Here is a 20,814-nt window from a genome sequence, read left to right as displayed (position 1 = left end):
AAAGCGTTTATAGAAAGGTATTTTAGGATTATAAAATTATAATAAAAAGCCTTAATTATAAAAATCATCCCAATTTTATAACTTTTTATATTATATACTAGACTATTTTTATTATATAATATAGTTTACTTGTTTTCTCTAGAAAGGTTGTATAAATTATATTAATAATCATAAAACCATTGAAATATGCTTCATAATGCAACTAATTATTAGCGTTGGCTAAAGTCTAATTCAAGGGTTTGAATAAGTAGTATTGCTTAAATGCAATTTTTGGTTAATTACCGAAGATTTGTAAAATCAGAAAAGTGATAAAGTTTTTTTAACAGAAAGCTTTAATAATATAAGAAATGCATAAGTCAATTTTATACTAACTCCTTTATGGAAATTTTTACGCTTACCAGGAATTCACTTACAGTTAAGCTCCTGCTCTTGTTTCTTTTGCTGCAGTCTGTGCAGGTAACAGCGCAAACAAGAACTGCTTATTGGCGAGGGGGCACCAGCACAAACTGGACTACTGCTTCGAATTGGTCTGATGGCAGAATACCTGATGCAGGAACGGCAGTTGTTATAGGGGATGTTGATTTTAGAGGTAGTTTCCAGCCTACGGTTAATCAAACTACCAGCTATGTGGGATGCTACTCTTTAGTAATAGGAGAAAGCAAAACAGCTTCGTTATTTATAGATACCTATACTTTTGAAATTGCAAACGATGTTTCCATAACCAGTAATGGTACGCTAAGAAACAGAGGGGGTGATATTCGTGTTGGCGGTAACTGGACAAATAATGGTATACTGAGAGAGGAAATTTATCTGACAACTAACGGGAATGGTAACGGGTCTAAAAGAACGTATTATTACCCTACAATAGATTTTTCCGGAACGGGCAAAACAATAAGCGGCACGAATACATTTAATTACGCTGTAATAAGCGGTAGTATCAATTTATTGGCGCCCATAACAATTAAGCTACTGGATCCGAATGCCTATTCAGGTCTTTTTGTTAAAGGTACTTTAGACCCAGCTACACATCTTGTTACGATAGATCCTACTTCAGCAGGTGTGCCTAGTACTGAAAGCGATGCCTATGCTGGTTTAGGCGGGTTTGTTGTAGATCCCAATGCTACCATAAAAGTAAAAGCTACCACCTACGTAGGGAATTACTCCAGGCAACCCTCTACCTTATACGTAAACAGCACCATAGATTATGCTGCCGGAGATGGCGTTACACAAACAATTCTTCCAAGGGTATATGGCATCCTTAAGATCAGCGGAGGAGGCATAAAAGAATTATCCGGAACTGGCACTACTACTATTGCGAATAGTTCAACACTAACGCAGTTGATAGTCGAGAAAGGGGTATTGGATCTTAAAACTTACTCATTAGACAGAACAGGTGGTACAAATGCAGGTGGCGGTACAATAACCGTAGCTAATGGAGCTGTACTGCGTATTGGCGGCTCAGGTACTTTTCCGGGAGGCTTTGCTTCCAACAACTTAGGGCTAACTAGCACAGTAGAATATTATGGTACAAACCAAGCTGTTGCCAATCCGCTCTACGGTAACCTGGTTTTAAGTGGTTCCGGGAGCAAAGTAATGCCTTCTGCAGCCATGACCGTAGCCGGGAACTTTACGGGCAGTGGTGCAGCATCGTTTACAGCAATGGCAAATATTGCAGTAAGTGGAGATGTTACATTAAGCAATACTGCCAATTTTAACGGAGGGATGGGATGGACACATACCGTTGGCGGAAACTGGACAGACAATGCCACATTTACAGGTAACGCCAGCACAGTTGTACTTAACGGTGCAGCAAAACAAATTAACAGAACTACCGGCGCTGCCACTTTTAATAACCTGAGCATAACAGGGGGTACGATAACAACAGCGGCGAACATAACAATTGGCGGTAACCTGGTTACATCCGGCAACGGCGCGCTTGCTCAGAGCACTGGTACGCTAACAATGTCGGGATCAGGTAGAGATATGAGTGGTTTAAATATCACCCTCTCTAATTTTGTTGCTGACGGCCAAACCAATTCTACTGCGGTATTTACTGTAAACGGAGATTTTACAACGAACAGCGGTAGAACCTTTACTGCTACAGCAGGTACGGTTACAATGGCAGGTGCTGGCAAAAACATTTATGCTGACGGCTCTTTAACGCTGTTTGGTTTAAATATAGCAGCTCCTACTAATACATCCAGTTCCTTTAACATCAACTCTGATTTTAGTGGCTTAGGAAAGTTAACAGCCTCAAACGGCACGATTACATTTGGGGGTACCTCTACTTTTGCCGGTAATCACGATTTATTTAATGTTACAGTTGCTTCTACAAAAAGCCTGACCATGGCAGCGAACGCTAACATGGGTATAGCCGGTGCACTTGCTACGCCGGGCACTATGAATGTAACGGCCAATGTGCCCAATACAGTAATTTACAATCATACTTCTGCTGCTCAGACGGTATTAGGGCGTGTATACAACAACCTGATTTTCGCCAATGCAGGCCCAAAAACAGCTGGAGGAGCCTTAACTGTTAATGGCGATCTAACTATAAACAATGGGGCTAACTTCAATGCGGGTAACAATCTGATACATACTATAAATGGTAACTGGATAAACAATGGCACATTTGCAAAGGGAACAGGCACTGGAAATATTACATTTGCAGGCACTTCTGATGCAACCATAGAGGGTGCTACTATTTTCAATAACCTGGTTATAAGTAAAGCTGCTGCCAACAACGTAACGTTACGCCATAATGTAGAAGCCGCTAATCTTGATTTCACAACAGCCGCTTCGCTTATAACAGGAACCAATAAAATAACCATTACCAACGATAGGTCGGGTGATGGCTGGGTATATGGTACCATCGAGCGCAAGCATAGCTTTAATGCTGCAACTGACTATACTTTTGCAGGAAAGTATAATACAATTAATTTACCCATCGTAACCGGCATAACTGCTATAACTGTAACAAATACATCCGGTATTGTAAGCTCTTTCGCAAATAGCGGCGCCATAAACAGGAGATATGATGTAAGTATAGAAGCAATACCGGCGGGCTCCACATACGGAGGCACGATGCAACTGCAGTATAACGATGCCGATCTGAATGGGAACTCAGAAGGTGGGCTGCAACTATACAGAGCTAACACAAGTGCGGGCCCATGGGCAGTGAGCGGCTTTACAACGCGTAACAGTACCAATAATTTTGTAAGTAAGAATGCTCTGGGCGATGTATCCGGGAGCTGGACCCTATCCGAGGCAGCAGGTCTTTATCGTTGGAACGGTATTGTCAGCAATCTTTGGGGAACAAAAGAAAACTGGCTTGTTGTAAATTCAGACAATACCACTTCTCCTGCCTCCCAGGTGCCCGGTTCACTGGATATTGTGGAATTTAATGGCCCCTTTACAAGAGACCCGTGGTTAACTGATGCAAGAGCTATAAAGGCTGTTCAGTTTAAAGGAAGTACACCTTATACACTTATTTTTGATACAGGCTCACTTGATGTAAGAGGAAATTTATCGACCACCGGTGCAGGTTCTGCTACCAATCATCAGATAAATGTAAATGACAGAACCCTTACGGTTGGTGGGTCCTTGATTCTGAATGACGGAAGTATCGGTAACAGCATCAACTTAAACCTGACGACTGGAAAAGTTGCAGTAGCCGGGCATGTAGAGCAAAACGGAACAAGCGCTGTAAACTTAGGCACCAACGGTACACTTGAAGTTGGAGGCAATTATAGTAAGCCTGGTATAAGTACAGGTACTTTTACAGCTGGTACAGGTACAGTAATTTATAACGGCACTGGCGCACAGGCAGTAGCAGTGCTGCCATACCATCACCTGACTTCAAATAAAACATCTGGTGTGGCAACACTTACCGGCGCAGCCTTATCCGTAACAGGCAACTTAACAATGATGGGCGCGGGTACCAAAATGTTTGCGCTGGCCACACTTAACGTAGATGGTAACGTGAATGTAACCGGTGGAACACTGGAAGCGGGAGGGGCTATTGTAAGCGTGAAAGGCAACTGGAATGTATCGGGCGGCGGGAGCTTTATTCCGGGCACAAGTACGGTAAATTTTATAGGAAGCAACCCGCAGACAATAAGCGCATCCACTTTTAACCACCTGAGTATTACCAAAACTGCAGGAACAACACTTACTGCCTCAGGTAATGTAATTGTAAATGCTGGTTTAACCTTACGAAGCGGTGAGCTGAACCTGGGGACTTTTACCATGAACCGTAGCGCCGCAGGTGGTATATTTACTGTAGGTAATGGAGCTAAGCTACTACTAGGTGCCTCAAACTTTCCGGCAAATTTTAATACCAATACACTGGAAGCAAACAGTACAGTGGTGTATAATGGCGCAGGTATACAAGCTGTGGCTCCTGTTGTTTATAGTCATCTGATACTCCGGAATGGGGCAGGGAATGCAAAAAAATTACAGGGAGCAACCTCTGTAAAAGGAGACCTCACAACAGAAACCGGCGCTACGCTAAGTGGCGAGGGGCAGGTGTTAACCCTGAGCGGTAATTTCATCAACAATGGCATATACCAGGCCTATACAGATTATACTTTGGGTACCCTGGTGCTGGCAAATAGCGGAGGAACTGTTAAAACATTTTCAGGAAACCCGTTAACTATAAATAACCTGTTGGTAGAAACCGGGGCTGATTACCTGTTACAAAACGCTGATATTAAAGTGGACAATGTAATAACAACGCCTGGCTTGGTAATCAGGGGCAATTTAACCAATAATGGAAAGATAGACCGTGGCACACATAAGGTAGTAATAGAAGGTAATTTTTTAAATGTACCGGGAGCTACCTTAAAAAGCAGTGGCATTGCAACATTTGCCGGCACCCGCCTGCAAAAGATTCAGCTTCAGGAGTCATTAAGGGCTTCGGTTGAGCCACTACCTGTTACAATAGAGTTCAGGGGTTCTGTAGCACCAATTTTTAATTCTAGCTCTGAGCCAACGTTTGGTACGGTAATTATAGATAATAAAGATCCTCTTGGGATACGTACAAGCGTAGGCTGGACGGTTAAATTAGGTTTCTATGTGTTAAACGGAGCAAAGTTTGATGGTGGCCCTTATACGCATAACTTCTCGACGGCTATTGATAACAGTGGTACCATTATTAGCTCCGGAACCTTAAATTTCAGCCCGGAACAATTAGGCCAGGGGTTACAGGTTTTCCCGCTTAAATTTGGGCTGCTGCCTACTGCCTTTCAAAGTACGGGTACACTTTACATAGGCGGAAACTTACCAATAGCATTAGCGGGCGTTGTGCCGACGTCATTAAATAACCTCGAAATAGCCAACACGCACCCGAATGGGGTAGCAACACTGTCGCTGTCGCCTGCATTACCGCTCCAGGGTACCAACTGGAATCTGAGCGGTAATTTAAAAGTAAATACTGGGGCCACCTTTAAAACTGGTCCGGGCACTACTTACAACATTGGTGGTAACATTGTAGATAACGGGGTGCTGAACGGAGCCGGAGGTAGTTTTATACTTACAAACGCTGCAGGGCGGGCAAACGACATTGCTTCAATGGCAACGATTGAAGGCTCAGGAAACACCACATTTGGGAATCTTACAATAGGCACGAATGCCGGTATAAGTATTAACAAGAATATAAGCATACTTGGTAATCTGACCCATAACGGAGCAGAACTGGATGCCAATGGATCAGAACTAAACTTTACAGGCACAGGCGCATCAGTCATTAATGCATCTAACGCTCTTAATACGGTAAGTATAGAAAATCTCCGGGTTTCTAAAAGCGCCCCTGCAACATCAGTAACGTTACAAGCCAACATTGAAGATGTAAGGATACTCCATGTGGAAACTGGTACACTGGATGTGGGTACAATGACCATAACAAAAACAATTACGCTGGAAGATGAAGAAGAGTCAATCACTACCTTAACAGTAGCTGATGGCGCCTTCCTGAAAGTAGGCGGAACAAACAACATCCCGCAACTAGATGTATATGCGTTGGCTCCTGCAAGTACAGTTGAATATTACGGTGCGAGCCAACCAGTGGAAAGCACCCAGTACGGCCACCTGATAACCAGGAATGCAGGCATCAAAACATTTGGAGAAGGCATCGCCAAAATTGCCGGCAACTTTACTGTTTCGGACGCAACGGTTGTAACCCCTGCCATTATCGAATACAACGGAACAGGAAACCAGCAGGTGGCGGCTATCCCTTACAAAAACCTGGCTTTAACTACAGGAGGCACTAAAACACTTGCAGCCGGTACAGTTGGCGTTGCAGAAGCCTTGACGCTTACAGTCGGAGCAAGTATAAATGCTGCTACAGCGGGCGTAACTGTAGATTATAACGGCACCGTGGCGCAGGATGTGTTGCCAACTAACTACTACCACCTGAAATTAAGCAATGCTGGTTTGAAGCGTTTCGCAGCTACCACAAGTATTGCAGCAGATTTTATTGCAACCGGGGCCACAACTGACCTTACAAGTACTGAAACGACAGTTGATTTTAACGGAACCGGAACGCAGCGTATGCCTGGTTTAAACTACAGTAAAATAGTATTGTCAGGAGGTGGGAACAAACTACTGACAGGCAATGCCAGCGTAGCCAAGGAACTGAGGCTTACAAATGGAATGATAAACACAGGCGATAACAGGTTTATACTTGGTGCTGCTGCAGATTTAGTAGAGAACAAAGATAATTACGTTACCGGCCTGGTAGAAACAACCCGTTTCGTAGCAGCCAATATGGAGCAAGCCTTCGGTGGGCTTGGGCTGAAGATCACAGCGCCAGCCGGAGCCGGAAGCACGCTTGTAACCCGCACGACAGGTAAGGATGTTGGCATCGTAAATAAAAGTGTGTTACGTCAGTTTGCCGTAACGCCTGCCGACAACAACGGGCAACTGAACGCCACAGTTAGTATGACTTATTTTGACCACGAGCTAAATGGGCGCTCCAAAGATGATTTGGTTTTCTATAGATCTGAGAATGGCGTTGACAACTGGTTGCTAGCACCGGGGAACGTGACAAGTGCCACCAGCCAGAACGAAGTAACCATTACAGGATTTCAGAAATTCAGTTCGGTAACGCTGGGCGGCAGAATGGCACCGCTGCCAATTGAGCTGATCTACTTCACAGCTACAAGATCTGGCAACAACGCTATACTGAAATGGGCAACTGCCATGGAATCTGACAGCAAAGGAGTGGAAGTGCAGGTTTCAACAGACGGTATCAGCTTCAGAGCGATTGGGTTTGTAGACAGTAGAGGTGCCAACTCAAGCCAGAAGCAACAATACAGCTTCACAGACAAAGAAGCTAACAAGTATGGTACCCGTTACTACAGGTTACGCCAGCTAGACAACGATGGAGCAGAGGCTTACTACGGACCTAAATCAGTTGATTTTGAAACGCAGGCCACTGTTGCAACCCAGGCTTACCCTAACCCATTCGACGAAGAACTGTTCGTAGTGCTGAGTGATGCAAATACAGGTACAGCTACAGTTAGCCTGCACGATGCTGTCGGCAAGTTGGTTTTCACAAGAAAAGAGAACGTAACTTCTACAGGCACGATTCTTCTGAATATGCAGACAGTTAAACAGGCAGGCATTTACTTCCTGACGGTAGAACTGAACGGCAAAGTAAACCGAATCAAGCTGATGCGGAGATAAGAAGAGTTAGTATGACAAAGTATAAAAAAAGAGCGCTTTCCAAAGAGGCGCTCTTTTTTGTTTATGGAAAGTATTTTTTACGAACGCTACCACACAGGTAAAGTATAAAACGCTGTACTATTACAGAGAATTACCTGTCTGCCGCGAAAAAGCAACTCTGTTTTAACTAGCTGCGGCAGCTGAAATGCTGTTATTTGGCCCTGTTTACAATAAAGACGCCGGCAAGTATGATCACCATTCCGATGATATGCCACAACTGGATTGCCTCGCCATCAAGCACACCCCACATCAGGGCTACAATCGGCACCAGGTACGTAGAAGAGCTGGCAAAAAGCGTGGTAGAAATATGAATGAGTTTGTTAAAAAGCACCAAGCCGATAGCCGTACTGAAAACGGCAAGCAGGGCAATGTATAAAAGTGCTTCCCAGGCGCCAGGTACGTGTTGCAGTTTGTAAAGCGCATCTGTGGTAAGCAGGTACATAAACGCTACCGGCCCAACAGTAAGCAACGCCAGACTCGACATAACGAGCGGTTTCATGCCTTGCAGGCGATGTTTGATAATGTTCACACTGCCACCGTAGCAGATACAGGCAATTACAATGTATAAACCGTAAGACGTATTCTGAAAGTTAGACGCGCTGTCTCCCGAAAAAATAAGCACCACCGTACCCGCCAAACCCACCACAATGCCCAGCATCCGCATCCAGGTAATAGATTGGTTAAACAGCACAGCGCCTACCAGCAAGGTAAACAAAGCCGTAAGCGAGTTAAGCACGCCGGCCAAACCAGAAGCAAGGCGCGTTTCGGCATAAGCAAACAGGAACGCCGGAAACAGGTTACCCAACAAGCCGCTGCCCAGCAAAAATTTCCATTGTGTAGGCGATGCCTGCCGGAGGTGTTTGAGGGCAAAAGGCAACAGCGTAACGCAGGCAATGGTGATGCGCAACGCACCCAACTCATCCGAAGAATAAACGGCCAGTCCCTTTTTGATAAGTATAAACGAGGTGCCCCAGATAAGCGCCAGTACAATAACCAGGAACCAGGCAATGGCCGGGATTTCGTTTTTCTGAGGAAGCGGGGCAGGAGGCGTAGTTGTTTTCAAAGTATAAAAGGAGATAGAAGCAGTGATGTTTGCCACATCAAAATTAAGCAGAGAAATCCAAAGTATAATCCCGTTCCAGGCGCGAAGTATAAATTCGGTTTACCCAATCCCTCCCAAGAGGAGAACTGTTTTATTCTTTTAATTCAAATTAATTTCTGTCATTCTGTTAAGAATCCTGGTTGCGGGTAGTATAGGTTTAACCTCCCTTCAACTAAGATCCTTTCAGGATGACAAAAGGTAGAATTAAAATTCCCCTCCGGGGGAAGGGGCCCTCGAAAAACGGAGGGGTTAGGGGTGGGTTGACACTTTATAATGAACACGTAAGCTGCGGTACTTTACCGTTTCATCAAATCAAAGATTAAAAGGACGCTTTATACTTTGTAGTTTATTTCTCCTACCTTTGCAGTGCTTTAGGTTCGTGTGCGAGCACGATTAAAAGGGAATCCGGTGTAAGTCCGGAACTGTCCCGCAGCTGTAAGCTCTATAACCGAGGTTCATACCCTTTTGTCACTGCTCTAAAACGGAGTGGGAAGACGGAACCGAGGAGAGTAAGTCAGAAGACCTGCCAGAGTACTCAAGATTCATAGCTTTCGGGGATTGAAGCTAAGAATGAAGATACCCTTCGTTGTGTATTTGCATTTTTAATTTTCCTGCTCCCGCCTGCTGTGTAGTTAACTTGCTACATGTATGGAATTAACGGCGCGCTATACTTTTATACTTTTCACCTTACTGGTTTTAACTGGTATGGGGCAGGTATGGGCGCAGCAAACCGATACAATTCAGGGCGGTGGTCTGCACGAAGTAGAGATCCGGACGCACCGACTCTCCGAACAAAACACTTCTCCGCACCCGGTACAAACCCTGCAGGGCGCACAACTCGAGCAATTAAACAGCCTCTCGGTGGCTGATGCATTACGTTATTTTACCGGCATCCAGTTAAAAGATTACGGCGGAATTGGTGGCCTCAAAACTGTGAACGTACGCAGCATGGGCAGCCAGCAAACCGCTGTTTTTCTGGATGGCGTACAGGTAGGCAATGCGCAAAACGGGCAGGTAGATCTGGGTAAATTTTCGCTGGATAACCTGGAACAAATCTCGCTTTACAATGGGCATAAGAACAGCCTGCTGCAACCGGCCAAAAGCTTTTCGGCGGCCAATGCGTTGTACCTGCAAGCCAGGATGCCACACTTTGCCGAGGGCGAGAAAACGCATGGAAAAGCCAGCATCCGGACAGGCTCGTTTGGTTTGATCAACCCTTCCGTTTTATGGCAGCAAAAAATCACCGATCATATTTACAGTACCCTGAGTGCAGAATGGACGCAGGCGCACGGCAAGTATAAATTCCGGTACACCAACGGCGTTTACGATACCACTGCCACCCGCCACAACGCCGATATAAATGCATTCAGGGTAGAAGCCGGCTTGCAGGGTATACTACCCGATAGCAGTAACTGGGCACTAAAATTGTATAGTTATACTTCCGAAAGAGGATTGCCGGGCGCTATTGTTGCCAACCGTTTCCGAAACAGCCAGCGCCTCTGGGACCGTACTTTTTTCGTGCAATCGTCTTACAACAAAACGTTCGGGGAGCGTTACCAGCTGCTGCTGAACGGTAAATTTACCAACGACTACACCCGCTACCTCGACCCGGAATACAACAATATTGCCGGTGCACTGGATAGCCGCTATACCCAGCGCGAGGTATACTTTTCGGCGGCTGGCAAGTATAAAATCACTTCTTTTTGGGATGTGGGTTTGTCCGGAGATGTGCAGTACAATACCCTCGATGCCAACAGCTACAACTTCGCCAACCCAACCCGCACAACAGCACTTGTTGCGCTGGCCACCCAGCTACATTTCAACCAACTGGAAGTACAGGCAAGTTTGCTGAGTAATTTTATTTCGGATGAGGTGGAAAGTATAAATTCCGAAACAGCAGCACCAAACTCAGACCAACAGCACAAAATAACACCTGCTTTCTCGGTTTTGTGGCAACCATCGGAACAGCACGATCTGCGGCTGCGCGCTTTTTACAAGGATATTTTCCGGATGCCTACGTTTAACGAGCGCTATTATACTTCCATCGGTACCAGTAACCTGCGCCCCGAATTTACCCGCCAGTTTAACATCGGTGTAACGTACGCTAAAAGCATGTACGGCGCGCTGCGATACTTTTCGGTGCAAACAGATGCGTACCAGAATTACATCAAAGATAAAATTGTAGCGGTGCCCTCGGCTAACCTGTTCCGCTGGACGATGCTGAACCTGGATGAAGTAGAAATCCGGGGTTTGGAAACGGCGGTGCAATCGGAGTGGCAACTGGCGCAGCGTATACTTTTAAACATCGGCCTGAATTATACTTTCCAACAGGCGCTGGATGTAACGCCCGGCAGCTTTAATTACCGCGACCAGATACCCTACACGCCCTTGCACAGCGGCTCTTTTACGAGCGGCGCCACCTGGAAAAACCTGAACCTTAACTACAGTTTTATTTACACAGGCGAACGCTACAGCCAGAAAGCCAACATCCCGGTAAACTACGTGCAGCCCTGGTATACCCACGATCTCTCCGCTTCCTATACTTTAAATCAACAAAAGTTAACTTATAAACTAGGCGCAGAAGTAAACAACCTGTTCAACCAATACTACGATGTGATCCTGAATTTCCCGATGCCCGGCCGTTCGTACCGCGTGTCGTTAAGTATAAATTTTTAAGTTATGAAATCTCAACGCCATACTTTTAAAACCATCCTGTCGGCCTTTGCGCTGATACTTATACTTGCCTCTTGCCGCGAAAACGAAGAACCGATTCCGGCCGAAGTAGAAGAGGTGCCGGGGCAGGGCAGCAGCTTTTATTTGCTCAATGAAGGCAACATGAACATGAACAAGGCGTCGCTGGATTTTTATGATGCGAAAGCCGGCAAGTATAAACGCAACATCTACGAAGAAGCGAACCCTGAAGTAACGCTTGGGCTGGGCGATGTAGGCAACGATGCGCAGGTGTATGGCGGCAAGCTGTATGTGGTAGTAGATGTATCGGGCAAAGTGGAGGTGCTGGATGTGCGCACAGGCAAGCGGCTAAAGCAGATTTCAATAAAAAATTGCCGTTACATCACGTTCCATCAAGGGAAAGCTTATGTGAGTTCTTATAACGCAAATATAGGTAGCACGGGTACAGCTAACGGCTTTGTAGCCCAGATCGATACAGCCACACTTGCCATCGAACGGACTGTAACCGTAGGCCGGCAGCCCGAAGGCGTGGCAATAGTTGGCGAGAAATTGTACGTGGCAAACTCAGGTGGCTATAACCCCGAGCAACTCGAGCGCACCATTTCTGTAGTGGACCTGAACACGCTTAAAGAGACAAATCGCATTGAAGTTGCCGATAACCTGCACCGCCTCAAAGCCGATAAGTATGGCGACCTGTATGTAACTTCCCGCGGCAATTCCAAAGGCGAAACCGCCAAACTCTTTGTGATCGGCACACAAACGGCTTCAGTGAAACATACTTTTGATGTAGCCGGCAATTTCTGGATAGATGAGGATTTGGGGTATATAATAAGTACAGTACAAGATAAAACAACAGGTAACCGAACTATACGCTACAGCCTGATTGATATAAAAGAAGAGAAGCTGCTCCCGCAAAGCTTTATAGAAGATGCAGCAGCGAAGGAGATCAGCAAACCATATGGTATTGCCGTGGACCCGGTTACCAAAGCGGTTTACCTGACCGATGCCAAAGATTACGTAACGCCCGGCACACTGTACTGCTTCAATAAGGAAGGCAAAAAAGTATGGTCTGTTACCACCGGTGATATACCCGCACACATCGCTTTCATTAAATAACCTGTGCTTTACCTGAAGAATTTTATACTTGATATCCCTATGAAAAAACTGACTACCTGCTGGCTTTTTGCGCTGGCCATTTCGTTTGCTGCCTGCCAGAAAGACGAGGAAGCCGATCCAAAACCTGTTGTGGAACTGTCTGTGAAAGAAGCTACGATGCAGGCAACAGTGGGGGAGACCATTAGCCTGAAAGCAGAAGTAAAAAATAACGTGGCTGTGCAACATGCCTGGAGTATTAACGGCGTAGCACACAGCACAACACCAGATTTTACATTTACGCCCGATAAAGCAGGCAGCTATACCATACTTTATACTGCCACCAACGCATCTGGTAAGTATGAGCAGCAGCTAATCGTAACTGTTGCCGCCGTGCCAACAGCCTATGTTAGCAGGCTAATATCTTATGTGCCTGCACCAGGCCAGAATATAAACCAGTCGTCGGGCAACCCGGAAAGCCCCAAAAGTATACTTGGCCAGAAAGGCTTCGTGAACCTGGGTGCCTGGGGCGGTTACATAGAACTTGGCTTCGACCACCAGGTGAAAAACCAGGAAGGCAAACCCGACATCATCGTGTATGGTAATGCGATGAGCAATTTTGCGGAGCCGGGTGTGGTGTGGGTGATGCAGGATGCCAACAAAAACGGCCAGCCCGACGATACCTGGTACGAACTGGCTGGCAGCGAATACGGCAAAACCGGCTACAAACGCAAGTATAGTATTACTTACACGCGGCCCGCAACCGCGGCAGATAATGTAACCTGGGCCGATAACCTGGGCAACACCGGCATCATCCGGAAAAATGAGTACCACACGCAGTCCTATTACCCGGAGTGGATCAAGGACAATACCTATACCCTGACCGGTTCGCTTTTGCCAGCCAGCAACATTTCCAGCGGAACAGGTACCCGAACAAGTACACCGTTTGCGTTTGGTTACGCCGATAACACGCCCGGAGGCGACGAACTGGATATTGCCAACGCCATCGACGAAAACGGAAACAAGGTAACCTTAACAGGCATTGATTTTATCAGAATACAAACCGGCATCCAGGCCGACCTTGGTGCCGTGGGCGAACTCTCTACTGAAGTAGCCGGCGTGGCCGACCTAAGCCTGCTTAACTAATATGATCATCCTACTTTAACTACTCTATAAACATGAAAATCAGTAAATTTTTACACTTCTTTCTGTCGCTTTTACTTGTTACAAGCATTACTTCGTGTGCCGACGATGAAGACCAGATCTCGATTCCGGTACCTGCTGTTACCTCAACTGGTTTACAGGATGGCAAGGCAAGTATAAACATCGGCCAAACCCTGGAACTACGCCCAAAACTGACCAACCGTGTAATGGCCCGTTACCAGTGGCTCGTGAACGGACAGCCGGTTAGTACCGATTCGATTTTTACGTTTACGGCAACTGAACGCGGTAATTTTGAGGTTTCCTACAAAGTATCTAACCCTGCCGGCGAATCGTCTGCCAAGTATGCTATACAAGTATGGGGCAAGTATGAAAACGGCTTTTTTATCTTGAACGAAGGCCTTTTCGGTTCCGATGCAGGCGGCAGTGTTAACTTTTTCAGGTACGATGCCAAAGCCGTGGAAGCGAATGTATTTGCCAAAGAAAACACAGGCAAAGCGCTGGGTATCACCACACAGTATGGTGCGGTACACAACGGCAAGGTATACTTTGTATCGAAAGAAGGACCGTTGGTAGTAACCGATGCTTATAGCTTAAAAGAAACAGGCCGTATTGCCAACTTACCTGCGGGTGGCCGCGCCTTTTTAGGGCTGGATGCAAACAAAGGATTGCTGAGCACAACAAACGGCATTTATGAAGTAAACCTGCAGCCATTGGCACTTGGTACTAAAGTAGCGGGTATTAACGTGGAAGTAGGCTCTCTGCACAAAGAAGGCGCTCATATTTTTGCGTTAACAGCTAATGACGAACTACTGGTATTAAAAGCCAGTGATTACAGCATCGTGAAAACAGTAGCAGGCGTATCAGAAGGATTTGCCCGCACACCGGATGGCGCATTGTGGGCAGCAGGCGGCAACACGCTTTTAAAGATCAACACAAACACGCTCGCTACCGAGGCAATTGCTTTGCCTTTTACAGCGGGTGTATCCTGGGAATGGTCTTCCTGGAATGCGGGTGCTTTAACCGCCTCTACCAAAGAAAACGCCGTATTTATTGCGCGCACTGATTATGGCGATGCCCGTAAAGTATACAAGTATGTAGCAGGCAACAACAGTTCGCTGCAGGCTCCGTTCATCACGATTCCGGAAGGCAAGGAGTTTTATGGCGCTGCCATTCGCTATGATAAGAGCACAGATAATCTGGTTATAACAACCATGAAACCTGGTTATGGCGAAAACTCAAAGTATAATGATCTATACTTTTACAACGCGACAACAGGCGCGCTAAAAGAGTCTGTGTCGTACGAAGGGTTCTATTTTCCGGCGATGCCTGTTTTCCAGTAAGCGGCTTCTCGGAGTTAGAAAGTTGAAAAGTATAGCTGCCGCGAGTTTAGCGATAGCGTAACTTGTGGTTAAGCATGATGTAAGTTTGTAACTTACTTTCTGCGCGAGCAGAAAAACTACGCTTGCAGAAACGGTTATTGAGCTTTGTCATCCTGTTAAAGATTTTGGGAGTGAGTTGCAGGTAATGCACAAGATCCCCCGGAATCAAGTTCGGGATTTGCGACTTAACAGGATGACAGAAAGAAAGGCAACAGCTTATGCTTCAAAAGTCATTACCAAAATATAAGCCGTTGCTATACATGCTTTTGCAAAGCAAAGAAGTCACAGACTTCTACTCATACATCATACATCATACACAGCCACAAGTTACCGCTGCGCTCAAACTTGCGGCATACTTACATTAATCAATAATTGCGCGTTAGTACAGCATAAACCTATGAAAAAGAAAAGCCTGCCGCCGGTGTAAAACGGGTAGCAGGCTTTTTCAATAACTTTTATACTTGATTAATTTTCGACTTCTTCCGGGCTTCCGAGTACGCCTTCGTAGCTCATGGTCTGGGAAATCTCAGAAAGTATATCGTAAATCTCGTTCACATCTTCGGTTTGCACCAGGCGCATACGCAGCGGCTTAAAGTGCGGCAACCCACGGAAATAATTGGTGTAGTGGCGGCGCATCTCAAACATGCCTAGTTTTTCGCCTTTCCACTCCAAAGAGTGCGTAAAATGCTGGCGGCATACTTCCACGCGTTCTTCCAGGGTAGGCGGTGCTAATATTTCGCCGGTGGCCATGTAATGTTTCACCTCGTTAAAGATCCACGGGTGGCCTATACTTGCCCTGCCGATCATAATGCCATCCACGCCATACCTGTTTTTATACTCCAGCGCTTTTTGGGGCGTATCGATATCGCCGTTGCCAAAGATCGGAATTTTCATGCGCGGGTTGTTTTTTACTGCCGCAATCAGTTCCCAGTTGGCTTCGCCTTTGTACATCTGTACGCGCGTGCGGCCGTGTATACTTAAGGCCTGAATGCCGATGTCCTGTAAGCGTTCGGCCGTTTCCACAATGTTCTTGGTGTCTTCGTCCCAGCCGAGGCGGGTTTTAACAGTTACCGGCAGGTGCGTGGCTTTTACAATTTCGGAGGTCATCTGCACCATCTTCGGAATATCGCGGAGCAAAGCGGCACCGGCACCTTTGCAGGCTACGTTCTTTACAGGGCAACCGTAATTGATGTCGATCAGGTCGGGGCCGGCCTGCGACGATACAATGGCGGCTTCGCGCATCGAGTCTATTTCGGAACCAAAGATCTGGATACCGATGGGGCGTTCGTAATCAAAAATGTCGAGCTTCTGTATACTTTTGGCTGCATCACGTATCAACCCTTCAGAGGATATAAACTCCGTATACATTAAGTCGGCGCCGTTGGCTTTGCATACCTTCCGGAAAGGCGGATCGCTTACGTCTTCCATGGGGGCCAGCAGCAGCGGAAACTCGCCAAGCTCTATGTTTGCTATCTTTACCAAAGCTAAATCTGTTTTTTCACGTAAATTTACGTCAATTAAACCTAAAATTCTCTATGAAAGGTTTCATCTCCAAAGATTTGCACCCGCTGGTTGTGTTTATGCTGTTGCTGGCTTTTATGCTGGGCGGTGTTTTTGTGGCTTATTTCTTTTATGCGATACTTGGCGAAGGCATAACCGGCGTGAGCTTTTTACAGCTATCCACGCTGCTGCAAAACCCTTCCGCGCACCCTGAACAGGCTAATGCGCTGATGCTTTTCCAGGGCCTGACTTCGTTTTTTATGTTTATAGTAGCGCCGCTGGCCCTGATAAAAGCGATGGGCTACGACTGGGATACTTACCTGAACCGAAAGGAAAACACCATACTTTGGCTGGTGCTGTTAAGCGGATTACTGGTTGTTTTGATTATGCCATTAAACTCCGTTATCATTAACTGGAATGCAGGCATTGATTTTCCGGCTGCCTTAGAGGGTTTCGAGAAATGGGCGCGCGAACAGGAAAGCCAGGCTGCCGAGTTAACCAAATTACTGGCCCGCTTTGGCACCTTGCCGCAATTGCTGGTTGGTTTGGTAGTTATAGCCGTGATACCGGGCATCGGAGAAGAACTCGTTTTTCGTGGCATTGTGCAGCGCCAACTGCGCCGCTGGTGGGGCAACCCACACCTGGCTATTTGGGTGGCAGCCATACTTTTTTCAGCGATACACGTGCAGTTTTTTGGCTTTGTGCCGCGCGTTTTATTAGGAGCTTTGTTCGGGTATTTATACTTCTGGTCGGGCCGGATTATTGTGCCGATGATCGCTCACTTTGTAAACAACGGCTTTACGGTACTGCTTTTATACTTGCAGCAAACCAAAACCATCGACTTTGATGTGGAAAGTACCGAGGCAATGCCCTGGGCAACGGTGCTGCTTTCGGCGGTGCTGAGTGCTGCGGTTTTATACTTTTTATACAGGCAATTTAAGCTGCAACCTGTACGCACGGTAAGTATAGCGGAGCAGGGACAAAATCCTCAACTCTAAAAATTTTCTATATTTAACCCGAACAAACTGCTACTGCTCTAAAGCGGCATTCTTACTTATGAGTCAAAATATATCTTCCCTTAGTAATCTTAATCAACGGATCATAGTAGGCGTGCTGGGTGCCGCAGTTTTTATAGGCGCCATCTGGTTTAACGAATGGACCTATTTTCTTATTTTTCTGGGGCTTAACCTGTTAGGGATAGCAGAATTTTACCGGCTGCTCGGGGCTCAGAACATCAAACCAAATACTGTACTTGGCCTGGCGCTTGGTTTCCTGCTTTATACGGCTGTGTTCCTAGTGCAAAAAGATATGCTGGCAGTTGAGCTATTGCTTTTAGCCGTGCCTGTACTTTTTCTGGCGTTTATACTGGAGATGTACCGCAAAAAAGAGCATCCTTTCACTAACATTGCTTTTACTATGCTGGGTGTTATGTATGTGGCTGTGCCGTTTGCGCTGTTGCATTTGCTTGGTTTCCTGAAAGGAGAATATAGCTGGCAACCTATACTTGGTTTGATGTTGCTGCTTTGGGCATCAGATACGGGGGCGTACATAGCAGGCAAGAATTTTGGGAAGCACAAACTGTTTCAGCGCATCTCGCCGGGCAAAACCTGGGAAGGCTGGGCCGGTGGTGTTATACTTACCCTGGCAGTAGGGTATGGGCTCTCTTATTATTTTAAAGATTTATACTTATACCAATGGCTGGGAATGGCCGTTATTATTTCAGTTTTCGGGGTGCTTGGCGACCTGGTAGAGTCGTTGCTGAAGCGCGACCTGGGCGTGAAAGATTCGGGTACGTTACTGCCCGGCCACGGTGGTATTTTAGACCGTTTCGACAGCCTTTTAATGGCGATCCCGTTTATCGTGGCTTTCCTTAAAATCTTCTAAAAACTTTTTTGTTTCAGGGCGTAGGAGGTTGCAGGTATAATTCACACCTTTGCTGCCGATACGCATTAAATACTATTAGTTTAAATCAAACGCTAAATTTTTAAGAGTAAATGATGTTATATAAAGAGCCTGCACCCATAAAAGACCGCGAAAATCCGTTCGAGTCGATGATGTCGCGCTTCAACATTGCTGCTGAAGTATTAGGCCTGGACGAGGAAACGTACAATGTACTGAAGTCGCCGACACGCCAGGTTATCGTGAACATACCTGTAACCATGGATGATGGTAAAGTGCGTGTGTTTGAGGGTTACCGTGTAGTGCATTCTACTATCCTTGGCCCCTCTAAAGGCGGTATTCGTTATGCGCCGGATGTGTTCCTTGATGAGGTAAAAGCACTTGCAGCCTGGATGACCTGGAAATGTGCTGTAGTGGATATCCCGTATGGCGGTGCAAAAGGTGGCATCATCTGCGATCCGTTTACCATGTCAGCCGGCGAAATTGAGCGTTTAACAAGAGCTTATACCCAGTCGCTGATGGATATCTTTGGTCCGGATCGTGATATTCCGGCTCCGGATATGGGCACCGGCCCACGCGAAATGGCCTGGCTGATGGACGAGTATTCTAAAATGAAAGGTTCTACGGAGCACGCTGTTGTTACAGGCAAGCCGCTTGTACTGGGTGGTTCTTTGGGCCGCGTAGAAGCAACCGGCCGTGGCGTGATGGTTTCTGCGATGGCTGCCATGGATAAACTGGGCATGGACCCAAATAACACGACTGCTGCTATTCAGGGCTTCGGTAACGTAGGAGCCTGGGCTGCTAAGTTAATGGCTGAGCGCGGTGTTAAGATTCTGGGCATCAGTGATGTAAGCGGAGCGTATTGGAACGAAAAAGGTATTGATATAGACGAAGCAATCGAATATAAGAACGCACACAACGGCCGATTGGAAGGTTACAAAGGCGCAGAACTGATGGATGATGCAGGCGACCTGCTGACCTCTAAAGTAGATGTGTTGATACCAGCTGCTGTGGAAGACGTGATTACGATCCATAACGTAGATAAAATTCAGGCTAAACTGATCGTAGAAGGTGCAAACGGCCCTACTTCTTACAAAGCCGATAAGATCATCAACGAAAAAGGTATTATGGTTGTGCCGGATATTTTGGCCAACTCGGGCGGTGTTACCGTATCATACTTTGAGTGGGTACAAAACCGTATGGGCTTTAAGTGGACGCTGGAGCGCGTAAACGAGCGTGCCGAGCGCATCATGAACGAGGCATTTGAGCGTGTGTATGCTGCCTCGCAGAAGTATAACGTACCAATGCGAATTGCTGCTTACATTGTAGCCATTGATAAAGTAGCCATGACGTATAAGTATCGTGGAGGCTTCTAACAGAAGATTTTTGTACGAATAATCAAAAGTTTCCATAATTTTGAAACAGGATAATAGCCCATCCATTAAGCTGGATGGGCTATTATAAATTAAAAGTACCTGTTGCCAAGCCAGAAAGCGGATGAAGATTCATAAAGAAGGAAGACGAATATTATTTTTTACCTTGTTGATATTGGTAGTGCTTAACCTGGTGCTTTACCAGTTTAATGCTGCTAACAATACCTTTAACCGCATCTTCTCAGGCGTTTCGGTCGTTCTTTTCCTGTTGATCCTTCAGTTTTTCCGAAGCCCGTACCGCAACCTGCTGCTGCACGAAGACTTACTTGTAGCGCCGGCCGATGGCAAAGTAGTAGTGATAGAAGAAGTAGAGGAGCCCGAGTATTTTAACGACAAGCGCAAGCAGATCTCTATTTTCATGTCGCCGATTAACGTGCACGTAACCCGTAACCCGATTGCCGGCATCGTTAAATATTTTAAATACCACCCGGGCAATTATTTTGTAGCCTGGCACCCGAAATCAAGCACGCAAAACGAGCGCACCACAGTGGTAGTAGAATCTACGGCCGGCCCTGAAATACTTTTCAGACAGATTGCAGGAGCTATGGCGCGCCGCATTGTGTGGTATGTAAAAGAAGGCGATGAAGTAAGCCAGGGCGAAGAGTTCGGCTTTATCAAGTTTGGTTCGCGTGTGGATATTTTTGTACCGCTTGATACAGAAATCAAAGTAGAACTCGGCCAGAAAACAAAAGGAGGTATTACGGTAATAGCCCAACTCAAAACACCAACACCAACTTTGTTTGGGTAATTTTTTTGACGTATCTCGTATCACGACACACGTATCAAGATTCATAATAAACAGGCTGCTGCAATTTATACTTGCAGCAGC

At 46.2% G+C, this 20,814-nt stretch carries 11 protein-coding genes and 1 riboswitch; of the genes, 9 read left to right on the top strand and 2 right to left on the bottom strand.

Annotated elements, in window-relative coordinates:
* Positions 1-378 precede the first annotated feature (378 nt).
* A complete protein-coding gene (locus DP923_RS03725) occupies positions 379-7,686 on the top strand; it encodes a T9SS type A sorting domain-containing protein (protein ID WP_112304444.1) in 7,308 nt (2,435 codons plus the stop codon).
* 190 nt (positions 7,687-7,876) lie between these two features.
* Here the strand turns inward: DP923_RS03725 and DP923_RS03720 are convergent, their stop codons facing one another.
* Positions 7,877-8,788: a DMT family transporter gene (locus DP923_RS03720; protein WP_239020927.1), complete on the bottom strand. Its 912-nt coding sequence runs from the start codon at positions 8,786-8,788 to the stop codon at positions 7,877-7,879.
* 395 nt (positions 8,789-9,183) lie between these two features.
* Positions 9,184-9,371: riboswitch (cobalamin riboswitch) on the top strand.
* Between the two features lie 104 nt (positions 9,372-9,475).
* On the opposite strand from DP923_RS03720, the gene DP923_RS03715 reads away from it, so the two are divergent.
* Genes DP923_RS03715 through DP923_RS03700 form a run of 4 tightly spaced genes read left to right on the top strand, consistent with a single transcriptional unit; the run spans position 9,476 to position 15,114 of the window.
* Positions 9,476-11,503, top strand: coding sequence for a TonB-dependent receptor (locus DP923_RS03715; RefSeq protein ID WP_112304443.1), 2,028 nt, complete (start codon positions 9,476-9,478; stop codon positions 11,501-11,503).
* A 3-nt stretch (positions 11,504-11,506) separates the two neighbouring features.
* On the top strand, positions 11,507-12,634 hold the full coding sequence (locus tag DP923_RS03710; protein ID WP_112304442.1) for a YncE family protein: 1,128 nt from the start codon (positions 11,507-11,509) through the stop codon (positions 12,632-12,634).
* Positions 12,635-12,673: 39 nt separating this feature from the next.
* Positions 12,674-13,756: a PKD-like domain-containing protein gene (locus DP923_RS03705; RefSeq protein WP_112304441.1), complete on the top strand. Its 1,083-nt coding sequence runs from the start codon at positions 12,674-12,676 to the stop codon at positions 13,754-13,756.
* Between the two features lie 32 nt (positions 13,757-13,788).
* Positions 13,789-15,114, top strand: a complete 1,326-nt coding sequence (locus DP923_RS03700; protein ID WP_112304440.1) for a DUF5074 domain-containing protein — start codon at positions 13,789-13,791, stop codon at positions 15,112-15,114.
* A 504-nt stretch (positions 15,115-15,618) separates the two neighbouring features.
* Here DP923_RS03700 and dusB read toward each other — a convergent pair.
* Positions 15,619-16,635: a tRNA dihydrouridine synthase DusB gene (gene dusB, locus DP923_RS03695; protein WP_112304439.1), complete on the bottom strand. Its 1,017-nt coding sequence runs from the start codon at positions 16,633-16,635 to the stop codon at positions 15,619-15,621.
* Positions 16,636-16,688: 53 nt separating this feature from the next.
* Between dusB and DP923_RS03690 the strand changes: the two genes are divergently transcribed.
* From DP923_RS03690 to DP923_RS03675, 4 genes are all read left to right on the top strand, one after another.
* Positions 16,689-17,651: a CPBP family intramembrane glutamic endopeptidase gene (locus DP923_RS03690; RefSeq protein WP_112304438.1), complete on the top strand. Its 963-nt coding sequence runs from the start codon at positions 16,689-16,691 to the stop codon at positions 17,649-17,651.
* A 58-nt stretch (positions 17,652-17,709) separates the two neighbouring features.
* Positions 17,710-18,537 (top strand): phosphatidate cytidylyltransferase, encoded by an 828-nt coding sequence (locus DP923_RS03685; protein WP_165838139.1) that lies wholly within the window; start codon positions 17,710-17,712, stop codon positions 18,535-18,537.
* A gap of 113 nt (positions 18,538-18,650) precedes the next feature.
* Positions 18,651-19,928, top strand: coding sequence for a Glu/Leu/Phe/Val family dehydrogenase (locus DP923_RS03680; RefSeq protein WP_112304437.1), 1,278 nt, complete (start codon positions 18,651-18,653; stop codon positions 19,926-19,928).
* A gap of 121 nt (positions 19,929-20,049) precedes the next feature.
* The gene (locus DP923_RS03675) at positions 20,050-20,733 is read left to right on the top strand and encodes a phosphatidylserine decarboxylase family protein (RefSeq protein WP_112304436.1); all 684 of its coding nucleotides are present in this window, start codon (positions 20,050-20,052) and stop codon (positions 20,731-20,733) included.
* Positions 20,734-20,814 lie beyond the last annotated feature (81 nt).

Source organism: Pontibacter arcticus (assembly GCF_003284895.1).
Lineage (GTDB): Bacteria > Bacteroidota > Bacteroidia > Cytophagales > Hymenobacteraceae > Pontibacter > Pontibacter arcticus.
Note: the sequence above shows the minus strand (reverse complement) of the source record. Positions and strands in the feature narration are given on the sequence as shown.